Here is an 18,998-nt window from a genome sequence, read left to right on the forward strand (position 1 = left end):
TGACCAATACTAATCGGTCGAGGGCTTATCCTAAAAATAAAACGCAATGAGTTTCGGATCCAGTTTTCAGGGTGTAACCTTGAAAGTATGTACAAGTGACATACAATAAGCGCATGGCTATTCATTCACACGATAAGTGATGAACCGAATAACCATACGGTAGAATTTACGATGTGAATTCATGTTTGGTGGCGATAGCGGAGGGGTTCCACACGTACCCATCCCGAACACGACCGTTAAGCCCTCCAGCGCCGATGGTACTTGGACCGCAGGGTCCTGGGAGAGTAGGACGTCGCCAAGCAACAAGTAAAGAGGACCATGATCTCATTGAGATTATGGTCCTCTTTGGTATATTGCGGTACAAACCACTTATATAATTGCTTCTATGCTGCGCATTCAAAGAGGAGATATGCTCTTGTAAATAGTTATTACCTTTGGAAACGCTTATTTTTAAAGGTTGTCCTTCGTAGGAGTACAGTTGTTTGTACAGGGAAATACTAAAGGTTAGGGCTATTGATGAAGGCTTGACACCCCTATACCGCTTTGCTAAGATTGCAATAATATATTTTCAGAGAGCCTTGATTTGTCCATGTCGGACAGACAACAAGACCAATACAGACTAAACAATTTGAAGGAGGATCATCTTGGTGTGGGAAGATAAATTCGGTAAGGAAGGCCTTACCTTTGACGATGTTTTGCTGGTACCTCGCAAGTCGGTGGTTCTGCCCAAAGAAGTAAGCGTGGCGACTCGTTTGAGTGATAACGTAAAGCTGAATATTCCTTTGATGAGTGCTGGTATGGATACTGTTACTGAGGCAGTGTTGGCAATCGCGATGGCTCGTGAGGGCGGTATCGGTATTATTCATAAAAATATGTCGATTGAACAGCAAGCGGTAGAGGTGGATCGGGTTAAACGTTCGGAGAGCGGTGTTATCACCAATCCATTCTCATTGACTCCGGATCATTTGGTATCCGATGCTGAAGCAGTTATGGGTAAATACCGTATTTCTGGTGTACCTGTTGTAAACGAAGAAAACAAACTGGTGGGTATTATTACTAACCGCGATCTTCGCTTTATTCACGATTTTAACCTTAAAATCAGTGAAGTCATGACGAAGGAAGAACTGGTAACTGCACCTGTAGGTACGACTTTACAGGAAGCGGAAGTCATTTTGCAAAAGCATAAAATTGAAAAGCTCCCTTTGGTCGATGATGAAAATTATCTCAAAGGCCTTATCACCATTAAAGATATTGAGAAAGCTATTCAATTTCCGAACGCAGCGAAAGATGCACAAGGCCGTCTTCTGGTCGGTGCGGCTATCGGCATTTCCAAGGATACATTTGATCGGACTGAAGCACTTGTAAAAGCTGGTGTGGATATGATTGTAGTGGACTCTGCTCACGGGCATCATATTAACATTATTGAAGCAGTCCGCAAGCTGCGTGAAGCTTATCCTGATCTGACGATTGTAGCAGGTAATGTAGCTACTGGTGACGGAACGCGCGAATTAATTGAAGCTGGAGCATCGGTCGTAAAAGTGGGTATTGGTCCAGGCTCCATCTGTACAACACGCGTAATCGCAGGGATTGGTGTTCCACAAGTAACAGCAATTTATGATTGTGCAACAGTAGCACGTGAATATAATATTCCGATTATTGCAGATGGCGGTATTAAATACTCCGGTGAAATTACAAAGGCCATTGCGGCAGGGGCTTCTGCGGTAATGCTGGGAAGTCTTTTTGCAGGTACGGAAGAAAGCCCAGGCGAATCTGAAATTTATCAAGGACGCCGCTTCAAAGTATATCGTGGCATGGGTTCTATGGCTGCGATGAAGCAAGGTAGTAAAGATCGTTATTTCCAAGATGACGACAAGAAATTGGTACCGGAAGGCATAGAAGGACGCGTTGCTTATAAAGGACCACTTTCCGACACTGTTCATCAGCTGTTGGGCGGTCTTCGTTCTGGTATGGGTTATTGCGGTACAGCTAATATTGAGGAGCTTCGTAACGATACAAGCTTTATCCGTATTACAGGTGCTGGTCTGCGTGAGAGTCATCCGCATGATGTGCAAATTACGAAAGAAGCACCAAACTACTCTCTATAAAGTTCGGCTGTAGTAGACTTGACGACAGGCAGAGCGTATTTCGCTCTGCCTGTCTTTTTTTAGAGATACCCCTGTGATAGAATAGACAAGTGTCCGCCTTTATGACGAAATTAGTGATGAATTAGGGCACGTAGGTCTTTTGGACGATTCCTACCAGTGAAGAAGATTCGAGCAGGAAATGCTCATGACAGGATACAACTAAGAAAACGAAATAAAACTGGATTTTATAACGTTAAAACATTAACTACATTGGCCAAGTAGAGGCTGTAACCACCGTCTCGTTATACATAGCGGATCGGGTTGAGGTACGAGAGGAGTTTGTATTCATTTGAAAGCGAACAATTTAAAGGAAAATACAAAACGCAGCATGATTAAAAAGAGTGTGACTGCAGTCATGGTGCTTAATATGATGTATATGTCGGCATTGCCTGTTGTAGGCAATTTCGATTCTAGCGTGGCTACTTTTGCAGCTGGAGCGGCAACACAGGCAACCAATATTACGGGGACAGGTTCTATTAACCCCCCTAGTCTGGCACTACGTTCTGCCATTTTGATCGAGCCTTCCACGGGGCAAGTATTGCTGTCTATGAATCCAGATGAGCCACTTCCACCAGCAAGTATGACTAAAATGATGACAGAGTACATCGTGGCTGAACAGGTTAAGCAAGGTAAACTCAAGTGGACGGATAAGGTTACGGTTAACGAGAATGCTTCTAAGAGCATTGGATCACGTATTTTTTTGGCTCAAGGGGATCAACATACGGTAGAAGAGCTTTATATTGCAATGGCGGTAGGTTCTGCTAATGACGCCACAGTAGCCCTTGCTGAACGCGTATCCGGAACCGAGCAGGACTTTGTAAAACTAATGAATGAAACAGCTCAGAAAATGGGCATGAAAAATACGTATTTTATCAACTCGACTGGTTTGGACCGTGGTGATATGCCGAAAGGCTTCCAGCCGGATACAGACCGGGAAACTGTGATGACAGCGAGAGATGCAGCTACTCTGGCTGGTTACATCATTAAAGATCATCCGGATTACACACGATTCACCACAATTCAATCTTACAAATTCCGTCCTACCGACAAGGCGCCGATTATTAACTATAACTGGATGCTAGAAGCAAACAAAAATATTACTAACTTTAGAAAGTTTGCTTACCCAGGTTTAGACGGGATGAAAACAGGCCATACGGCTAATGCTGGCAACTGTTTTACAGGAACCGCTGAACGCAACGGAGTGCGTCTTATCAGTGTAGTTATGGGAGCTGATTCAGATGCACACCGTTTTACAGAGACAGCTAAAGTGCTGAACTATGGTTTTGATAACTTTGAAGTGAAGCAGGTTGTTGCTCCAAAGACGGTGGTTAAGGGTGTTGAGAATGTGCCAGTGACCAAAGGTACGGAAACAGAAGTACCGATCGTCACCAAGGATGCAGTAAGCTTTATTGTACCTAAGGGTGCGAGCAATCCTAAGGTAACCTTTACAACGAACATTACACCAGCAAGCTCTCTGGTGGCACCTTTGAAGCAAGGGGCCAAAGTCGGAACAATTACGTACACTTACAAGACAGACGGTGTGGATAAAGGGCAGACGAAAACCGTAGATCTGGTTACTACGACGGCAGTAGAAGAGGGCGGCTGGTTCCGAATGCTTTTCCGGGCAATCGGTGATTTCTTCGGAGATCTGTTCCAAGGAATTAAGAACCTCTTCTAAAAAAGCAAAGCTAGGCGACCTACCTTGTTTTTCATTACTTATTTTGCAGCTTGAAATGATTGTGTATTTGGCATTCGTGCGGTAAAATATTAAGTTAGAATCTAAACGTAACCCTTACAGGAGGCAACGACATGGAAACGGGAACTTCGCGTGTAAAAAGAGGTATGGCAGAGATGCAAAAAGGCGGCGTAATCATGGATGTCATGAACGCTGAGCAGGCTAAAATTGCAGAGGCAGCAGGAGCTACAGCTGTAATGGCTCTTGAACGGGTGCCTTCGGATATCCGTGCAGCTGGTGGGGTTGCTCGTATGGCTGACCCAACGATTGTGGAAGAAGTTATGAAGGTTGTTTCTATTCCTGTTATGGCTAAGGCTCGCATCGGTCACTTTGTAGAGGCAAAGGTACTGGAATCTCTCGGTGTTGACTATCTCGATGAGAGCGAAGTGCTGACACCTGCGGATGAAGTTTTCCATATTGATAAGCGGGAGTTCACCGTTCCATTTGTTTGTGGAGCCAAGGATCTGGGAGAAGCGCTGCGTCGTATTGGTGAGGGTGCATCTATGATCCGTACGAAGGGCGAACCGGGAACTGGGAATATTGTTGAGGCCGTTCGGCATATGCGTTTTATCAATGGTCAAATTCGCAAGGTGCAAAACTTGTCGAAGGACGAGCTGTATGCAGAAGCGAAAAACCTCGGAGTTGCTTATGAACTGCTGTTGGAAGTGCATGAGCTTGGCAAGTTGCCTGTGGTTAACTTTGCAGCGGGTGGTGTAGCAACACCTGCCGATGCCGCGTTAATGATGCATTTAGGCGCTGATGGCGTCTTTGTAGGTTCTGGTATTTTCAAGTCGGATAGCCCTGAGAAGTTTGCACGTGCAATCGTGGAAGCAACCACTCATTATACGGATTACAAGCTGATTGCAGAAGTCTCCAAGAATTTGGGGACTCCTATGAAAGGCATTGAAATTTCCAAACTGGCACCGCATGAGCGCATGCAGGATCGTGGTTGGTAAGAAAGAAGGGACCGGCATGAAAATAGGTGTATTGTCGCTGCAAGGCGCTGTAGCTGAACATATACGAAGCGTTGAACGTGCGGGTGCGGAAGGTATAGTGGTGAAGAAGATCGAACAGCTCGATGAGCTGTCCGGTCTTATCATTCCCGGTGGTGAAAGTACCACTATCGGTAAGCTAATGCGCAAGTATAATTTTATAGAGGCTGTACGTCAGTTTTCCAATCAAGGCAAGCCTGTATTCGGTACTTGCGCGGGATTGATTGTACTGGCTAAAACGATTCAAGGACAGGAAGAAGCACATTTGGGACTCATGGATATTACAGTATCGCGTAATGCATTTGGTCGCCAAAGAGAAAGCTTTGAAACAGACTTGAACATTAAAGGGATTGAGGAACCGGTTCGTGCTGTATTTATACGCGCGCCATTAATACAGTCTGTTGGAACGGGAGTAGATGTGCTGTCTGAGTATAACGGCGAGATCGTGGCAGCCCGTCAGGGTCATTTGCTGGCTTCATCCTTCCATCCGGAGTTAACAGACGATTACCGGTTACATCAGTATTTTGTGGATATGGTCCGCGAATAGGGGAAAGTCAGGTTTGTAGTGTAGGAGGGATTACCTGTGTTAGATATAAAGATTTTACGTAATGAGCTTGGTCGGGTTGAGAAAGCTTTGCAGAACAGGGGGAAATCTCTGGATCTGATTAATGGTTTTACAGATCTGGATGTAAGCCGTCGTGAGTTACTACAAGAAAGCGAAGGACTCAAAAATCGTCGGAACGTGGTATCCGGTGAAGTAGCCAAGTTGAAGAAGAATAAGGAAAATGCGGATGATCTGATTGCAGAAATGCGTCAAGTTTCCGATCGTATTAAAGAATTAGATGAGCAAGTACGCGAACTGGAAGTACAGATCGACGAACTGGTGATGTCTATTCCGAATATTCCTAATGAAACAGTACCTGTAGGTGCATCGGAAGAGGATAATGTAGAAATCCGTCGCTGGTCGGAGCCACGCGAGTTTTCTTTTACACCCAAAGCGCATTGGGAATTGGCTCAGGATCTAGATATTCTTGATTTTGAGGCAGCAGCCAAGGTAACGGGTTCTCGTTTTACGTTCTACAAAGGACTGGGAGCAAGATTAGAGCGTGCGCTGATTAACTTTATGATGGATCTGCACAGCAGTGAGCATGGTTATGAAGAAATGCTTCCTCCATACATTGTAAATCGGGATAGTTTGTACGGAACAGGTCAACTTCCGAAGTTTGAAGAAGATTTGTTCAAGCTGCGTGATACTGAGTATTATCTCATTCCTACGGCTGAAGTTCCGGTAACGAACTACCACCGTGAAGAGATTATGAATGCGGAGCAGCTTCCCAAATATTATGTAGCATACAGCTCTTGCTTTCGCTCGGAGGCAGGATCAGCAGGACGTGATACACGTGGCCTGATCCGTCAGCATCAGTTCAATAAGGTAGAGATGCTTAAGCTAGTTCACCCGGATACCTCCTATGAGGAATTGGAGAAAATGACGAATAACGCTGAGCGTGTTTTACAGCTGCTCGGACTTCCATATCGCGTGCTGGCACTTTGCACTGGAGATATGGGTTTTACGTCTGCCAAAACGTACGATCTGGAAGTATGGTTGCCTGAGAGTGGCATGTACCGCGAGATTTCTTCTTGTTCAAACACAGAAGACTTCCAAGCGCGTCGTGCAAACATTCGTTTCCGTCCAGATTCGAAGGCGAAGCCTGAATTTGTACATACGCTGAACGGTTCAGGATTGGCTGTGGGGCGGACTGTGGCTGCTATTTTGGAGAACTATCAGCAAGAGGACGGAAGCATCGTGATCCCAGAAGTCCTGCGTTCATACATGCGAGGTATTGAGGTTATTGCTCCTAAGCAGTAAGTGTTGCATTCTTAGAAATCCTGTGGTAAAATAATTTTGTTGCGCCTGAGTATGTTAAAAGGGAAGCAGCTTTATCCATTTACCACCTGGAGAGGTACCGAAGCGGTCATAACGGGGCGGTCTTGAAAACCGTTAGAGTGCAAGCTCACATGGGTTCGAATCCCATCCTCTCCGCCATATTTTAAATAAACCAAGTCATTCAAATACGATAGCTGATACATTGGCCTTTATAAGCTAATGATCAGGAATTGTGGAGAATGGCTTTTTTGTTGTATAAAAAGCTCGTTTTTTTCACACGTTATCAGATGTGGAGGTGCTGGCATGAATCGAGAAATGACAGTAGACCAGCAAAAGCTGGTAGAGGCCTGGCAGGAACAACTGCCGATTCTTTTGAATTCAGGGGACAAATCACAGGTACAGGCAGATGAAGCCAATAACCGGGCTATACGAATCCACATCGAGGTTGAAGGCCGACAAATGTACTCCTTTGATTTTGCATGTACTTATGTAGACTCCCGGGAAGTACAGGTTAGCTTAGTCGATGTAGAGCGGGACGGACAGTCTGTGGATGAACGAACAGATATCATTCAGCAGTTAGTGTCCGATTATACTCGGCATATTCACCAATGTGCCCAAACATTACAGTCGTTGACGCATTCGTAGGTCATGAAGGAATGAGGAGGAAGGCTACATGACAAAAGCCAAAAACGGACTGGATAAAAACCTGTCTAACATTGTTGATGATTTGGAGCAACGTCCAGTTAATAGTCATCAGGCACAGCAAGTGCAGCAGGATCGTAATGATCGCCGTCATCAGGATTCACTAAATCACGATAAAACGGAAGATCTACACCATCTATAGTCCTATTTTTAATGGTAATAAACGGATTCGTTGATGTACCAAAAATATAGACTGAGAATGGAGGATGCATAAATGAGCAAGCCTAAAGCCATTCCTGTTCCCGAAGCACAGGATTCTGGTGGAAGTAACGAAAAGCGTGATCGTAGTCATCAGCAGGAGCCGTTATCCGGTTCCAAGAAGGTGAAACAGCGGAATCACGTAGATCACCATAATAGAGAAGGCTCATAAGCAGGCAGACCTTTCTCCTAAAATATATTGCATAGTGTAAGACACCCTGGTTAGAGAGCCAGGGTGTCTTTGTGCTTATTGTAAGAAAATTTTCCAATAAGTGTTTCGCCGTTTGAGAATATGAGTTAAAATAGAAGGTGTGTATTTTTTTTGTTAGCATAAAAAAGGGGTTAATTACGAGAGGAGAGAATCTACACAATGAGTAAAAAGTTATCCGTCTTGGTACTCACTATGGTGTTGCTTTTGACGGTAGCCCTGGTAGGTTGTAGCAAGAAGTTAGAACCGAAGGAAGCTGTTACGACCGGTACAGCTAATGCAATGAAGTTGAACTCTTATGAATCCAAAAGTCAATTCACGATTAAGGAACTGACCATTACATCCGCTTCTGTTCCAAGTGAGCAAAGTGCAATGGTAACTAGCATGCTGAAAAATGCTGATATTACGCTGGATGGTGTATACCAAAAAGAACCTTTCCAATCTGAAATGACGCTCGGCATTCATTTGAAAGGTGATCTTTCCACCAGCTTCACGATTCCAATGGTAATGACTAAAGATAAACTGTACGTTAAAATTCCTAATATTCCATTTTACCCGCTTCCACAGGATGTTGTAGGTAAATTCCTGATCATTGATCCACAAGAACTGGCTAAACAATCAGGACAAGAATTTAATCCTGCAGCCATGGATCAGGAAAAATCGCAGAAATTTGCGAATGAAGTGATTGCTGCTATTATGAACGAGTATGATCAAGCAACGTACTTCTTTGATATTGATCCTAAAGACGCTAAATTGCCACAAGGCGTTGAAGCTAAACAAGTAGTTCAGTTCAAAATAACGAACGACAATGTGAAGCAAGCGACCAATACATTTATCACTAAGGCGCTTCCTAAAGTCCTTGATGTGATGTCTAAAGATGAATATGCTGGCATGCTTCAAGTGAAGAAGGAAGAGCTGGCTGAAGCGAAGAAAGAACTGCAATCCAACACCAGCGAAGTTAGCAAAAAGCTGGATGAGTTGAAAAACTATTTGACGGTGAAACAATTTGACATTAACACAGCTTTGAACAAGGATAACATTCCTGTGTATCAAGACCTAAATGCGAATGTAGAGATGAATGATCCGGCTACAAAAGACAATGTGAAATTGTCCGTAACAGGCTACACGCAATACAGCAAAATCAATGCTAAAGCAGCATTTAAAGTGGGTATTCCAACAGGTGATCAAGTCCTGACTATGGAACAACTGCAACAAAAAATGCAAACTGTTGCTCCTTAATTATGGGATGACATGATTGCAAAACATCATTTTTTTCGTATATGATGTAAGAAAACCGCTCGGCATAAGCCGGGCGGTTTTTTGTTTACTGTTAATGTTGTCCCTGTGCAGTCATTTAACTCTGCCACACGTCATCCTCAGCCAAAAGTCCAAACATCTGGTGATCCTGCCATGCGCCCTGAATCTGTATAAGCTTGCGAGCAATGCCTTCTGGCTGGAAGCCGCATTTTTTTAATACACGTTGTGAGGGATCATTATGCAAAAGGGTACCCGCTTGGAGACGATGTAGAGATAAGGCACGAAAGGCATATTGTATGATCAACTTTAAGGCAGCGGTCATATGCCCTTTACCCTGTTCATGATGATCCATCATGTAGCCGATATCAGCGAATTGTCCAACTCCACGTACTAGATTGGAAATAGAGATATAACCGATGAGCCGTTCTTCCTTTAAGAGAAAGATACCGAACACGTAACCTCGATCCTCATCGGCCTGATGCAATTTCTGACGGATATAATCCTGCTGTTTCTCTAATGTGAAAAATGAATCCTCGTAAAGCGGCTCATAAGGCGCATGGGAATCCCTATTTCGGTGCCTAAGGGCGAGAAGGGCTTCGCTATCCGCTAAGCTAAATGGCCGTAAAAAGATACCTTGAGGCGTATTATACAAGCTCATAGGCATGAGGTGATCTCCTTCCATGGGGAATTAGCAATGAGATGAAGTGTTTTGGAATTTTCCCCCTCAGGATGAAGATAGGGGAGGAGACAATTTGGCGGCCGCTCTTTTTTGCCGGAGATGCCGAAAAAAGCTCGTTAGCAGCGAGGCGCATTCCTCCTGCAGTACACCACTAGTTACTTCTGTACAGTGATTAAACCGAGGCTCCTGTAATAAATTCATCAGCGTGCCTGCGCAGCCTGCCTTGGGATCTGTAGTTCCGTATATCAAATGGGGAACCCGTGATTGAACAATGGCTCCGGCGCACATTGGACACGGCTCCAGAGTGACATACAGCCTACAATCCAGAAGGCGCCAAGCACCCAAATGCTCACTGGCCTGACGAATGGCAACCATCTCTGCATGTGCAGTTGGGTCAGCATCCGTCTCGCGCAAATTGTAACCGCGGCCGATGATTTCATTATCTTTTACGATGACAGCTCCGATGGGGACTTCACCTAACGTTTCTGCCTTATACGCTTCCTGAATGGCTTCTTTCATCCAATAGGCGTGATCCATAGTGGTCACTGGGAAAATGCTCCTTTCAAACGCGGAATTATCCAACGAACAAATATTCCGTTGTTAACATGATGTGAATAAAATTGTGGATAACACGGCACTTGTCCACAGGTTTATCCACAGTTTATAATAAAATCTGTGTATTTGTGGACTACCTGTGGATGATTATCTTCTTATATTGTAGGCAAACGCCCGTCTATTGACAATACTGTACACAAGGTGTGTATTTATGTATATCCGGTAAATGTAAATGCTGGTATCAGAGGCGCTATTACGGTATCATTGAGTTAGCAATTGCCAGTAATCGCCAGCATACGGCAAGAGGTGAGAAATCAGTGTGTCGATAAAAATCAGAATAACGATCATTTTGTCGGGGTCCGTCTTGTTTATCCTGTTGTTAAACATCGCACTCAATTATTACACGACCCACGAAAATCTAAGAAGTGACAGTGAAACTAAAATGGTTCTGACCGCTAAAATTATCGGAGGAGCTATCGAACAAACCCAACATAGCTGGGAGGCCGTTGACAAACAGCTCGGATATAATCTGTGGCTTTCTGCCACGTTGGCTGCCAATCAGCTCGATCCTGACATCCGAAATATTCAGCAGGAACAGCTTCAACAGATAGCCACACTCCACAGGGATATTAATATTTCTTTGATGATTCGAGACGGGCAGGGGTATAAGGTTGTCAAATCCTCCGATCCTAAAGAAGTAACGCCATCCGATCCATTGACCGGGCATTGGAAAAATGCAGTTGACCAATTATATGAGCATGGACAGGCTGCAATGGCGCAAGGTCAGAAACTGGATCATTTTTGGACCGGATCATTTGACTACACGGGTTCAGACTCCTCACATATTAATAAATGGGGATTTTATTATGACCAAAAACGTAACTACTTAATTCGAATTTCCTTTCAGGATACTTCAGTACAAAATTTCATAACCATCCTGAGTCCCGATGAGATCGTAAAGCAAACCCAACAAGTGGATTATCGCATCATGGAGATTACAGGAATTAACCCTGCAACCTTTGGTGGCGCTACGATGGACAAGAACGGGAACGACTGGAAATACTATTACATGTACAACAAACCGATCCAATTCGGCACGTATCAACTAACGAGAGTGCAGGAGGATCGTTTGGCCGTGTCCAGGGCTATCATCTCGGGGGAGAGTATTGTACAAGACTGCTATATTAAAGGCGAACGGGTTCTCGTCAGTTACATACCTTTTTATCCGGCTAACCGTGATGCCTATGTTATCCGTATTGTTATGAATTATGATACGATCACTTCTGTTATTTCCAAGCAATTGATTAGTTTAATTGCCATTTCTATTGTCCTTTTAGAGGTTGTGATCATTGGAAGCTATGTGCTTGCCAGTCTGTTTGTCCGTCCAATTCAGTCGATTCTGGGCAAAGTGAACGAGATGGCTGATGGTCATTTTGATACACGGCTAGAAATCAAGGGTGGTCATGAGCTTGCACAGTTGGGTGAGCGCATCAATGCGATGGCCTACAATTTGGGGGTGTACACGAGAAGACTCGAACAGATGTATGAAGAGAACCGTTCTGTAAAGGAGCATCTGGAATCGGTTATTAATCAGACAGCAGATGCGATTCATGTGACTGATGAGGAGGATCGTGTCGTTCGGGTCAATCATGCCTTCGAAGCTTTGTACGGCTGGACCAAGAAAGAATTGGTTGGTCGTAAGCTGGAGTTTGTACCTCCGCAGCAACAGGAGGAGTATGAATTTCAGAAGAAGAGCCTGCTTCAGGGAGAGAGCATCGTATCAAGTGAGTCTCTTAGAATGCGTAAGGATGGAAGTACGGTAGAGATTAGTATGAGCACGTCGCCTATTCTGGATGAAGAAGGCCAGATTTTGGGGTTTATCTGCGTGTCGCGTGATATCACGGGTCGCAACCGGATGGAGGAGCTGTTGCGCAGATCAGAGAAACTGACAACCGTCGGACAACTAGCGGCAGGCGTAGCGCATGAGATTCGTAATCCGCTAACCACGCTACGTGGCTTTCTCCAACTACAGCAGCAAAATCAAGTGTTGAATATGAAACACAACGATATTATGATGTCTGAGCTGGATCGCATTAATTTGATTGTAAGCGAGTTTTTAATTCTGGCGAAGCCACAGGCGGTGCATTTTCAGAAAAAAGATGTTCGCTATATTGTGAGCGATGTGATTTCTTTACTAGATAGTCAGGCGCATCTGCTGGGCATTGTATTCAATCTTCAGGTCACGGACGAGCCTGCCCTGGTATACGCCGAAGAAAATCAGTTAAAACAGGTATTCATTAATTTACTTAAAAATAGCATGGAGGCTATGAGTAAAGGTGGTATCATCACGATTCATTTGTTCTTGGAGGGAGAAAGCGTTAAAATCTTCATACGGGACCAGGGAACGGGTATTCCTGCAGAAATGCTGTCCAAGCTAGGAGAACCTTTTTTCACAAACAAAGAAACAGGGACAGGACTAGGACTTATGGTCAGCCAGCGTATTATACAGAGTCATAAAGGCACACTGGATATTGAAAGCACAGAGGGAGAGGGAACGACAGCCCTGGTGCAGCTTCCGATTGCCAAGCCGGAGTAACGGGCAGGGGCGCAGGAGGAAGTGTGTTAGTAGAAATGGAGGGTACACAGGTTGCGCATTAACAAGTTTATCAGCGAAACCGGTTTTTGCTCGCGTCGGGAGGCGGACAAGCTGGTAGAGAGCGGCAGCGTGACGATTAACGGCGAAGTGGCCGTGCTGGGTAGTCAAGCGGAGGAAGGCGATGATGTTCGCGTGAACGGCAAGCCACTGCGCGAGAAGTCCGATCACGTCTATATTGCATTGAACAAGCCGGTGGGCATTACAAGTACAACGGAGAGCCACATTAGAGGCAATGTTGTTGATTTTGTGGGGCACCCGCAGCGGATATTCCCGATTGGACGCCTGGATAAGGATTCGGAAGGTCTCATTTTACTTACCAATGATGGAGACATTGTGAATAAGATTTTACGGGCAGAAGGCAAGCATGAGAAAGAATATATCGTAACAGTGGATCGCCCTGTCATACCGTCTTTTGTGCAGGGCATGTCCAGCGGGGTGAAAATACTCGGCCAGCGGACGCTACCTTGTGAGGTGACGCGTGTATCTGAGTATGTATTCCGTATTATCCTGACTGAAGGGAAAAATCGTCAGATCCGGCGTATGTGTGCTGCCTTCGGTTATGAAGTAAAAAAACTGCAACGGCTGCGAATCATGAATATTCGGTTGGGGTCCCTTCAGAAAGGTGCCTGGCGTGATCTGACAGAGGCTGAGAAGCAGGAGCTTGGCCAGATGCTCGATTATACGCTTAGCTAATGCCAGAGGAGTTTCGTATAGCCTACAGCGTATGATCGTGTACCTGACAGGGCCAGAAGTACAGGAAGCATAAACAAAGAGGCACCAGCTGCATAAAAATGCGGCGGTGCCTTTGTTCATATAACATATGCATAATCAACCTTCACTCGAGCTTGAGGTAGGACTGATGACTTGTGTCCCGTTCTGATATTTGCGGAGAACAGATATTTCAACACGACGGTTTTTGGAGCGTCCTTGACCATCTTGATTGCTTGCCAATGGACGATACTCGCCATAACCGATGGATACAAACTTGGTTGGATCGAGATCTGGATTGAGCAACAAGATACGCAAGAAATTCAGAGAGCGCTTGGCGCTCAAATCAAAGTTGGACGGGAACTGGCTGTTGGAGATCGGTACATTATCCGTGTGACCCGATACGATAACATCATAGCCAGGGAACTGCTGAAGCATACTAGAAATAGACTTGGCCAGCTTTCTTGCTTCCGGCTTTACTTCGGCCTGCCCGGATGAAAACAAGGCATTATCACTAATGGTGATCATCAGCTGTGATTGGTTCAGCTTGGTATTCAGCAACGGGGTCAGGCCGTTATTTTGAATGTATTGATCCATTTGTTTTTTAAGTTTTTTTAAATCTTCTTCTTCCCGCTGGGCCAACTGTTTTTGCAGTTCAGAGGTAGAAGTAGCCTTCGATTTTAAGGGTTGTGATACTTGTTCTTTATTTTTGCCCATATCCATGGATTGTGACGACGGATTCGCGGCCGAGTGATCCAGCACGCCAGTGCCGCCACTAAAAGCTGCACTCAGGGATTGAGCCATAGTTTCAAATTTTTTGGCGTCGAGCGAGCTCATACCGAATAAGACAATGAAAAGAGCCAACAGAAGGGTCATTAAGTCGGAATATGGCAACAGCCAGCTTTCGTCAGCATGCTCTTCATGCGGTTCATGTCTCTTTTTACTCACTGGAATCGCCATCCTTCTGGGTCAACGTAGCCCGTTCGGTCGGAGTCAGGAAGATCGTCAGTTTCTGACTGATGGCAATCGTCGATATCCCCGATTGAATGGAAAGCAGACCTTCGACCATCATTAATTTAAGCTCCACTTCTTTTTTGGATAACCGTTTGAGCTTGTTGGACATCGGATGCCACAGGACATAACCTGTAAAAATACCGAGCAACGTCGCAATGAAGGCTGCTGCAATGGCATGAGAGAGCTTTTCCATGTCACTAAGGTCGGCCAGAGCGGCGATCAGACCTACAACCGCACCGAGTACCCCGAGCGTTGGAGCGTACATACCAGCTTGAGAGAAGATCAGCGCGCCAGAGCGATGTCGGTCCTCGGTAGCATTGATATCCTCCATCAGAACGTCCCGTACGAATTCCTGATCATTTCCGTCAATAATCATTCGCATGCCGCCACGCATAAAGGGATCGTCGATTTCCTCTACCTTAGATTCCAAGGCAAGCAGACCTTCACGACGGGTAATGGATGCCCACTCGGTAAACGTACCGATGAGCTCTTTGCGGTCTAACAGTTTTTGTTCGGTGAAAATAACCTTGAACAGCTTCGGAATCCGTTTGATTTCTGCCATCGGGAAGGCCATAAATATACTCGCTGCCGTTCCGACGAAAATAATCATGTAAGCAGCGGGATTATTGACCAGATTGACGACCGGAGCGCCTTTTAAGATCATCCCGACGACCAGTGACATAATCCCGAGCACAAGTCCGATAATGGTTGAAATTTGCATGATACACCTCATCCATGAGAATAGATTTTGAATCCTTTCATGCCGCCGGGGTCGTCCTTGCCCCAAGCGCGTCATTACAAGACGGATTATAGTATTTATCGACAAAACTCTCTTTTTTGTTAAGTGCGAATTTCCGGTATAATAAGGTGATTATGTATTGAATGGCGGAACCATTGGAGGAAATGGCATGGGAGTAAAGCATGGGCGTGAGTATGAACAAATTTTGAACGATTTGACAGAGGCTGTGGGACGCATCCCAGACAGCTATGAATTTTTTGAGATGGAAGCAGAAGATTGGGACAGGCTGGACCCGGCGGGACGCCAGGAAGTCAATGAAGCTTTGGCAGAAGACTTATTTTATGCACTGGGTACAGAGCCCATAATCACTGTAGGCAGTGGCGTTGTGATCTATGAGCCGGAGCAGCATCGTATCTATGTACTCATTGGAGACGAGGAGCTGACGTCAGTCCCTTTGATTTGAGGTCCGTCTTATGGATTTATCAACGGGGCCGTGGTAATATGTACACCAATATATCGTAGTTTTGGCCGTATTTAAGCGGTCGAAAGGCTTCCGTATAAACGGGGAGGAGTTCGTAACATGCCTTTTACACAAGAAGAGATTGAAGCACATCTGGAGAAACTGGAGGGCTGGGAACTGGAGGAAGGACGTTGGATCGTTCGGAAATATAATTTTTCCAGTTTTATGAAAGGGATTGCATTCGTGGATGAAGTTGCCGCTATATCTGAAGCATTCAATCATCATCCATTTATTACGATTGATTACAAGACCGTGACTCTGCGTTTGACCTCTTGGGACGACGGCGGTATTATGGCCGTGGATATTAAGGAAGCCCAACAATATAATGAAGCTTTTGAAAAAATGCGCAGCAGTCATTGAGCTTGTAATGATCTGTCGTATGATGATAAAAGCGCCTTCGCTATACAACATCGCGGTTGTATGCCGAAGGCGCTTTTATCATAGAACCTGGGTTTGGTGCTCGGGACGATATACCATACAAAAAAACGGTTTTTTGCCATCGGGAGTCTGGCGTTCATAGGTATCTGTAAGCTCAAATCCAGCCGCCTTGTAAGCCCGGATAGCGCGCCCATTCCAAGTGAGTACCTCTAGATCAATTTCATTCTTCGGGTTGCGTCGTTGGGCTTCCTCTGCAATGGCACGGACAAAATCAGCGCCTTTGCCATGTCCGCATCTTTCAGGATGCATTCCAAGACCTAGCCGGGTCACACCGATCATAGGAAAATATTGAGCAAATCCCGTCAGCTTATTCTCTTCATCCAGTACGGCAACATATTGCTCTTGACGAAGCGTGGGACTTCCAAATTCGACTTCAAGCGCCTTCATTTGTTCCCAGGGGAGCCAACCGTATATATTATAAGGTGGGTCATAGCGCCACTCACAGATTGCAGCCGCTTGATGCTCGTCCATCGGTACGATCCGATAGTTGGATATTGAGGCCGGCATGTGTTCCATCCTCCTTTTACAGGTACTTCAATCATTAACAACAGATTGTAGACAAGTTGCAGGGGAATGGCAAGCGTGTTTATTTCATACTCAAGTCGGGTATACATTCAATAAGAAGGAATTACTGCTCATATGCTCCCCCAGCGCTGACGGTAAAACCGACGATGTTCGCTAAAATTGAAACCTTTTGAGGCTTCAGTTCGTCAGTAATGATAATAATTGCTGATGTTGTGGACATAAAAAACCGCAATTCGATTCCGGCCAGAATCAAATTGCGGCTAGGGTTAGCTTGCTGTGCGTTAGTTATTCTACGTTGTCGTCATCAGGAATTTCTGAAGCTACAGAATGGTAAGCGTCTGTGCTCATAATTCTTTTTGCACCGACATAGCGGTTAGCGTAATAATTTTCGTTCAGTGAGCTAACTACTACACCACGTGAAGTCGAGGAGTGGGCAAATTTCCCTTCACCTACGAAGATACCTACATGGGAAATGCCTCTTCCTGTGGTGTTGAAGAACACCAGGTCTCCAGGTCTCATTTCATCGCGGGATACAGAAGATCCCATTTTGAATTGTGATCCGGATTGATGCGGAAGTTTAATTCCCAGTTTGTTGAATACATACATTGTGAAGCCGGAGCAATCGAATCCCTCGAGTGTAGTGCCTCCGCTTCTGTAGCTCGTTCCTTTGGCATCTTGAATGACCTGGTCCATCTTAGAGTCTGCATATGCACTGCCGCCACCGAATGTAAAAGATGTAAAGGCAATGGCAAGACCCATAGCTGCGATCGTTAGCTTCTTCTTCAAAAAAAATATACCCCTTCCAATGCCTGCGAGGTTAGCTTAAGGATTCGGTAGAAGGTTCCCCTATGACCACTCTGTTGCGAGATCAATTCACCCAAACTGGTTCCCCCGCTTCCTAGGTGCCAGGAATTAGGCTTAACTTAAGATGTGCACCTTGGAGAGCAGTATTCACAATAACGTTATTTTTGAGATAAAGGTTACAATAAAGATTACAAAGTTGTTACTATCAGTTCACTGCGATTATTGTAACAAAGACGGCTGGCTTTGGCAAATGTTTCATTGCAAAAAGTTACAAAAAAAATCTGCTCCTAATGTCCAAGGAACAGATGTTGTTAACAGTATTCAGTTATGTGTCGTTTGCGCGGATATGAATCAAGATTTTTCGACAGACGGAAATGAAGTAAAAAACATAAAGGCAGGGCTTAACTTCTACTGGAGATATCGGTATGCCATAGTCTGTACTGCGAACTGATATGCCACAGCCTGACCAGACTAGTAACAAAATGATACGATTGCTGGAGAATGAGCGCCAGCATGCCAGTCCAAATCATCGCCACGGTGCCAAATAGACCGAAGACCAGCAGCACACAAGCACCAAGCAAAAGAGATATACCGACAGCTGGAAGGAGCTGGCGAAAGAAGGCGAGCAGGGACGATAGTATGGCGTGACCACCGACAGTCCCCAGTTGCATATACAGGATGCACTGCCGAATGAACCATCCGTATGCCATCCATCCCATGACATAGGGCAACAAATGCAGCAGATAAGAGGAAGATTGAAGTGCTCCTGCTACAATAGGGTAGAGTCTCGGTACTACCCAAATGGCGGGAAGCAGCAGCAGTCCCAACTCGATGATGTAATACAACAGCGACGACATGCCATGGCGTTTCATACCCTTGAAAAAGGACAGGCTTTGCGGTTCAGTCGCATCGGTATGCAGGCTTTGATATATTCCGGCTCTAATGAAGGGAGTGATCAGTATGCGTAGTACAGTCGCCCCTAGTAGTATCCACAAATACACATGTACTTCCCGGCTGTCCATCAGAGCAATCTGGCTCTCCATCCAAAACAAGGTCTGTCCCAGCTCGTTTTGACCCTGATCAGGATAACGGAGCAGTAGCGGGATAACGGCAGACTGCACCAGCCGATAGAGAAACACCCCCCACAGTAGTCGATACAGAAATAAAATGATAACGATATAGAATCGTATGCGCACCAGCGCCCAGCCCTCTTTTATAACAGTCCGCATCTATAGACAC

20 protein-coding genes, 1 tRNA gene, 1 rRNA gene and 1 riboswitch are annotated in these 18,998 nt (G+C 45.2%); of the genes, 15 read left to right on the plus strand and 7 right to left on the minus strand.

Annotation, left to right across the window (positions count from 1 at the left end):
- The first annotated feature begins 184 nt into the window (after nt 1-184).
- The 11 genes from rrf to BM358_RS25015 all read left to right on the plus strand — a co-directional run bounded on the left by rrf (nt 185) and on the right by BM358_RS25015 (nt 9,103).
- Nucleotides 185-301, plus strand: a 5S ribosomal RNA gene (rrf, locus tag BM358_RS24970).
- A gap of 346 nt (nt 302-647) precedes the next feature.
- Nucleotides 648-2,105, plus strand: coding sequence for an IMP dehydrogenase (gene guaB / locus BM358_RS24975; protein ID WP_028542610.1), 1,458 nt, complete (start codon nt 648-650; stop codon nt 2,103-2,105).
- A gap of 328 nt (nt 2,106-2,433) precedes the next feature.
- Nucleotides 2,434-3,822 (plus strand): D-alanyl-D-alanine carboxypeptidase family protein, encoded by a 1,389-nt coding sequence (locus tag BM358_RS24980; RefSeq protein ID WP_028542609.1) that lies wholly within the window; start codon nt 2,434-2,436, stop codon nt 3,820-3,822.
- Between the two features lie 131 nt (nt 3,823-3,953).
- On the plus strand, nt 3,954-4,835 hold the full coding sequence (gene pdxS / locus BM358_RS24985; RefSeq protein WP_025720037.1) for a pyridoxal 5'-phosphate synthase lyase subunit PdxS: 882 nt from the start codon (nt 3,954-3,956) through the stop codon (nt 4,833-4,835).
- 16 nt (nt 4,836-4,851) lie between these two features.
- Nucleotides 4,852-5,418: a pyridoxal 5'-phosphate synthase glutaminase subunit PdxT gene (gene pdxT / locus BM358_RS24990; RefSeq protein ID WP_028542608.1), complete on the plus strand. Its 567-nt coding sequence runs from the start codon at nt 4,852-4,854 to the stop codon at nt 5,416-5,418.
- A 36-nt stretch (nt 5,419-5,454) separates the two neighbouring features.
- Nucleotides 5,455-6,738 carry a serine--tRNA ligase gene (gene serS / locus BM358_RS24995; protein WP_025720034.1) on the plus strand — a complete coding sequence of 428 codons (1,284 nt, stop codon included), beginning with the start codon at nt 5,455-5,457 and terminating at the stop codon, nt 6,736-6,738.
- A gap of 88 nt (nt 6,739-6,826) precedes the next feature.
- A tRNA-Ser gene (locus tag BM358_RS25000) sits at nt 6,827-6,915 on the plus strand.
- Nucleotides 6,916-7,059: 144 nt separating this feature from the next.
- Nucleotides 7,060-7,401 (plus strand): hypothetical protein, encoded by a 342-nt coding sequence (locus tag BM358_RS25005; protein WP_013308177.1) that lies wholly within the window; start codon nt 7,060-7,062, stop codon nt 7,399-7,401.
- 28 nt (nt 7,402-7,429) lie between these two features.
- On the plus strand, nt 7,430-7,600 hold the full coding sequence (locus BM358_RS26615; RefSeq protein WP_007428073.1) for a hypothetical protein: 171 nt from the start codon (nt 7,430-7,432) through the stop codon (nt 7,598-7,600).
- Nucleotides 7,601-7,672: 72 nt separating this feature from the next.
- Nucleotides 7,673-7,828 (plus strand): small acid-soluble spore protein P, encoded by a 156-nt coding sequence (locus BM358_RS25010; RefSeq protein ID WP_028542607.1) that lies wholly within the window; start codon nt 7,673-7,675, stop codon nt 7,826-7,828.
- A 198-nt stretch (nt 7,829-8,026) separates the two neighbouring features.
- On the plus strand, nt 8,027-9,103 hold the full coding sequence (locus BM358_RS25015; RefSeq protein ID WP_028542606.1) for a hypothetical protein: 1,077 nt from the start codon (nt 8,027-8,029) through the stop codon (nt 9,101-9,103).
- A gap of 115 nt (nt 9,104-9,218) precedes the next feature.
- On the opposite strand, the gene BM358_RS25020 is transcribed toward BM358_RS25015, so the two are convergent.
- Both BM358_RS25020 and tadA read right to left on the minus strand, forming a co-directional pair.
- Nucleotides 9,219-9,785 (minus strand): GNAT family N-acetyltransferase, encoded by a 567-nt coding sequence (locus BM358_RS25020; protein WP_028542605.1) that lies wholly within the window; start codon nt 9,783-9,785, stop codon nt 9,219-9,221.
- 60 nt (nt 9,786-9,845) lie between these two features.
- Entirely contained in the window at nt 9,846-10,346 is a 501-nt protein-coding gene (gene tadA / locus BM358_RS25025) for a tRNA adenosine(34) deaminase TadA (protein WP_028542604.1), read from the minus strand.
- A gap of 328 nt (nt 10,347-10,674) precedes the next feature.
- Here tadA and BM358_RS25030 point away from each other — a divergent pair, with 328 nt between their 5' ends.
- Nucleotides 10,675-12,951 carry a PAS domain S-box protein gene (locus BM358_RS25030; RefSeq protein ID WP_028542603.1) on the plus strand — a complete coding sequence of 759 codons (2,277 nt, stop codon included), beginning with the start codon at nt 10,675-10,677 and terminating at the stop codon, nt 12,949-12,951.
- A 51-nt stretch (nt 12,952-13,002) separates the two neighbouring features.
- Nucleotides 13,003-13,704 (plus strand): 23S rRNA pseudouridine(2604) synthase RluF, encoded by a 702-nt coding sequence (gene rluF, locus BM358_RS25035; RefSeq protein ID WP_028542602.1) that lies wholly within the window; start codon nt 13,003-13,005, stop codon nt 13,702-13,704.
- Nucleotides 13,705-13,839: 135 nt separating this feature from the next.
- Here rluF and motB read toward each other — a convergent pair whose 3' ends face one another.
- Nucleotides 13,840-14,667: a flagellar motor protein MotB gene (motB, locus tag BM358_RS25040; protein ID WP_025723781.1), complete on the minus strand. Its 828-nt coding sequence runs from the start codon at nt 14,665-14,667 to the stop codon at nt 13,840-13,842.
- The gene (gene motA, locus BM358_RS25045) at nt 14,660-15,454 is read right to left on the minus strand and encodes a flagellar motor stator protein MotA (RefSeq protein WP_028542601.1); all 795 of its coding nucleotides are present in this window, start codon (nt 15,452-15,454) and stop codon (nt 14,660-14,662) included. The genes motB and motA overlap by 8 nt, the downstream gene beginning before the upstream one ends.
- Nucleotides 15,455-15,641: 187 nt before the next feature.
- Here motA and BM358_RS25050 point away from each other — a divergent pair, with 187 nt between their 5' ends.
- Both BM358_RS25050 and BM358_RS25055 read left to right on the plus strand, forming a co-directional pair.
- Nucleotides 15,642-15,935, plus strand: coding sequence for a hypothetical protein (locus BM358_RS25050; RefSeq protein ID WP_028542600.1), 294 nt, complete (start codon nt 15,642-15,644; stop codon nt 15,933-15,935).
- 117 nt (nt 15,936-16,052) lie between these two features.
- Nucleotides 16,053-16,352 (plus strand): 4a-hydroxytetrahydrobiopterin dehydratase, encoded by a 300-nt coding sequence (locus BM358_RS25055; RefSeq protein ID WP_007428083.1) that lies wholly within the window; start codon nt 16,053-16,055, stop codon nt 16,350-16,352.
- 78 nt (nt 16,353-16,430) lie between these two features.
- Here the strand turns inward: BM358_RS25055 and BM358_RS25060 are convergent, their stop codons facing one another.
- The 3 genes from BM358_RS25060 to BM358_RS25070 all read right to left on the minus strand — a co-directional run bounded on the left by BM358_RS25060 (nt 16,431) and on the right by BM358_RS25070 (nt 18,988).
- A complete protein-coding gene (locus BM358_RS25060) occupies nt 16,431-16,937 on the minus strand; it encodes a GNAT family N-acetyltransferase (RefSeq protein WP_028542599.1) in 507 nt (168 codons plus the stop codon).
- A gap of 303 nt (nt 16,938-17,240) precedes the next feature.
- Nucleotides 17,241-17,741 (minus strand): C40 family peptidase, encoded by a 501-nt coding sequence (locus BM358_RS25065; protein WP_025723776.1) that lies wholly within the window; start codon nt 17,739-17,741, stop codon nt 17,241-17,243.
- Between the two features lie 5 nt (nt 17,742-17,746).
- A riboswitch (cyclic di-AMP (ydaO/yuaA leader) is annotated at nt 17,747-17,884 on the minus strand.
- Nucleotides 17,885-18,160: 276 nt separating this feature from the next.
- Complete coding sequence (locus tag BM358_RS25070) at nt 18,161-18,988, minus strand: hypothetical protein (RefSeq protein WP_028542598.1); 828 nt, start codon at nt 18,986-18,988, stop codon at nt 18,161-18,163.
- Nucleotides 18,989-18,998: the final 10 nt, after the last annotated feature.

Origin of the sequence: Paenibacillus sp. cl130 (assembly GCF_900116035.1) — a bacterium.
Classification (GTDB): Bacteria; Bacillota; Bacilli; order Paenibacillales; family Paenibacillaceae; genus Paenibacillus; species Paenibacillus polymyxa_B.

Excerpts from the sequence above, each read along its gene's own strand:
- pdxS (WP_025720037.1), top strand. The coding sequence starts at position 3,954 with ATGGAAACGGGAACTTCGCGTGTAAAAAGAGGTATGGCAGAGATGCAA.
- pdxT (WP_028542608.1), top strand. The coding sequence starts at position 4,852 with ATGAAAATAGGTGTATTGTCGCTGCAAGGCGCTGTAGCTGAACATATA.
- BM358_RS25005 (WP_013308177.1), top strand. The coding sequence starts at position 7,060 with ATGAATCGAGAAATGACAGTAGACCAGCAAAAGCTGGTAGAGGCCTGG.
- BM358_RS26615 (WP_007428073.1), top strand. The coding sequence starts at position 7,430 with ATGACAAAAGCCAAAAACGGACTGGATAAAAACCTGTCTAACATTGTT.
- BM358_RS25010 (WP_028542607.1), top strand. The coding sequence starts at position 7,673 with ATGAGCAAGCCTAAAGCCATTCCTGTTCCCGAAGCACAGGATTCTGGT.
- BM358_RS25015 (WP_028542606.1), top strand. The coding sequence starts at position 8,027 with ATGAGTAAAAAGTTATCCGTCTTGGTACTCACTATGGTGTTGCTTTTG.
- BM358_RS25020 (WP_028542605.1), bottom strand. The coding sequence starts at position 9,785 with ATGCCTATGAGCTTGTATAATACGCCTCAAGGTATCTTTTTACGGCCA.
- motA (WP_028542601.1), bottom strand. The coding sequence starts at position 15,454 with ATGCAAATTTCAACCATTATCGGACTTGTGCTCGGGATTATGTCACTG.
- BM358_RS25050 (WP_028542600.1), top strand. The coding sequence starts at position 15,642 with ATGGGAGTAAAGCATGGGCGTGAGTATGAACAAATTTTGAACGATTTG.
- BM358_RS25055 (WP_007428083.1), top strand. The coding sequence starts at position 16,053 with ATGCCTTTTACACAAGAAGAGATTGAAGCACATCTGGAGAAACTGGAG.
- BM358_RS25060 (WP_028542599.1), bottom strand. The coding sequence starts at position 16,937 with ATGCCGGCCTCAATATCCAACTATCGGATCGTACCGATGGACGAGCAT.
- BM358_RS25070 (WP_028542598.1), bottom strand. The coding sequence starts at position 18,988 with ATGCGGACTGTTATAAAAGAGGGCTGGGCGCTGGTGCGCATACGATTC.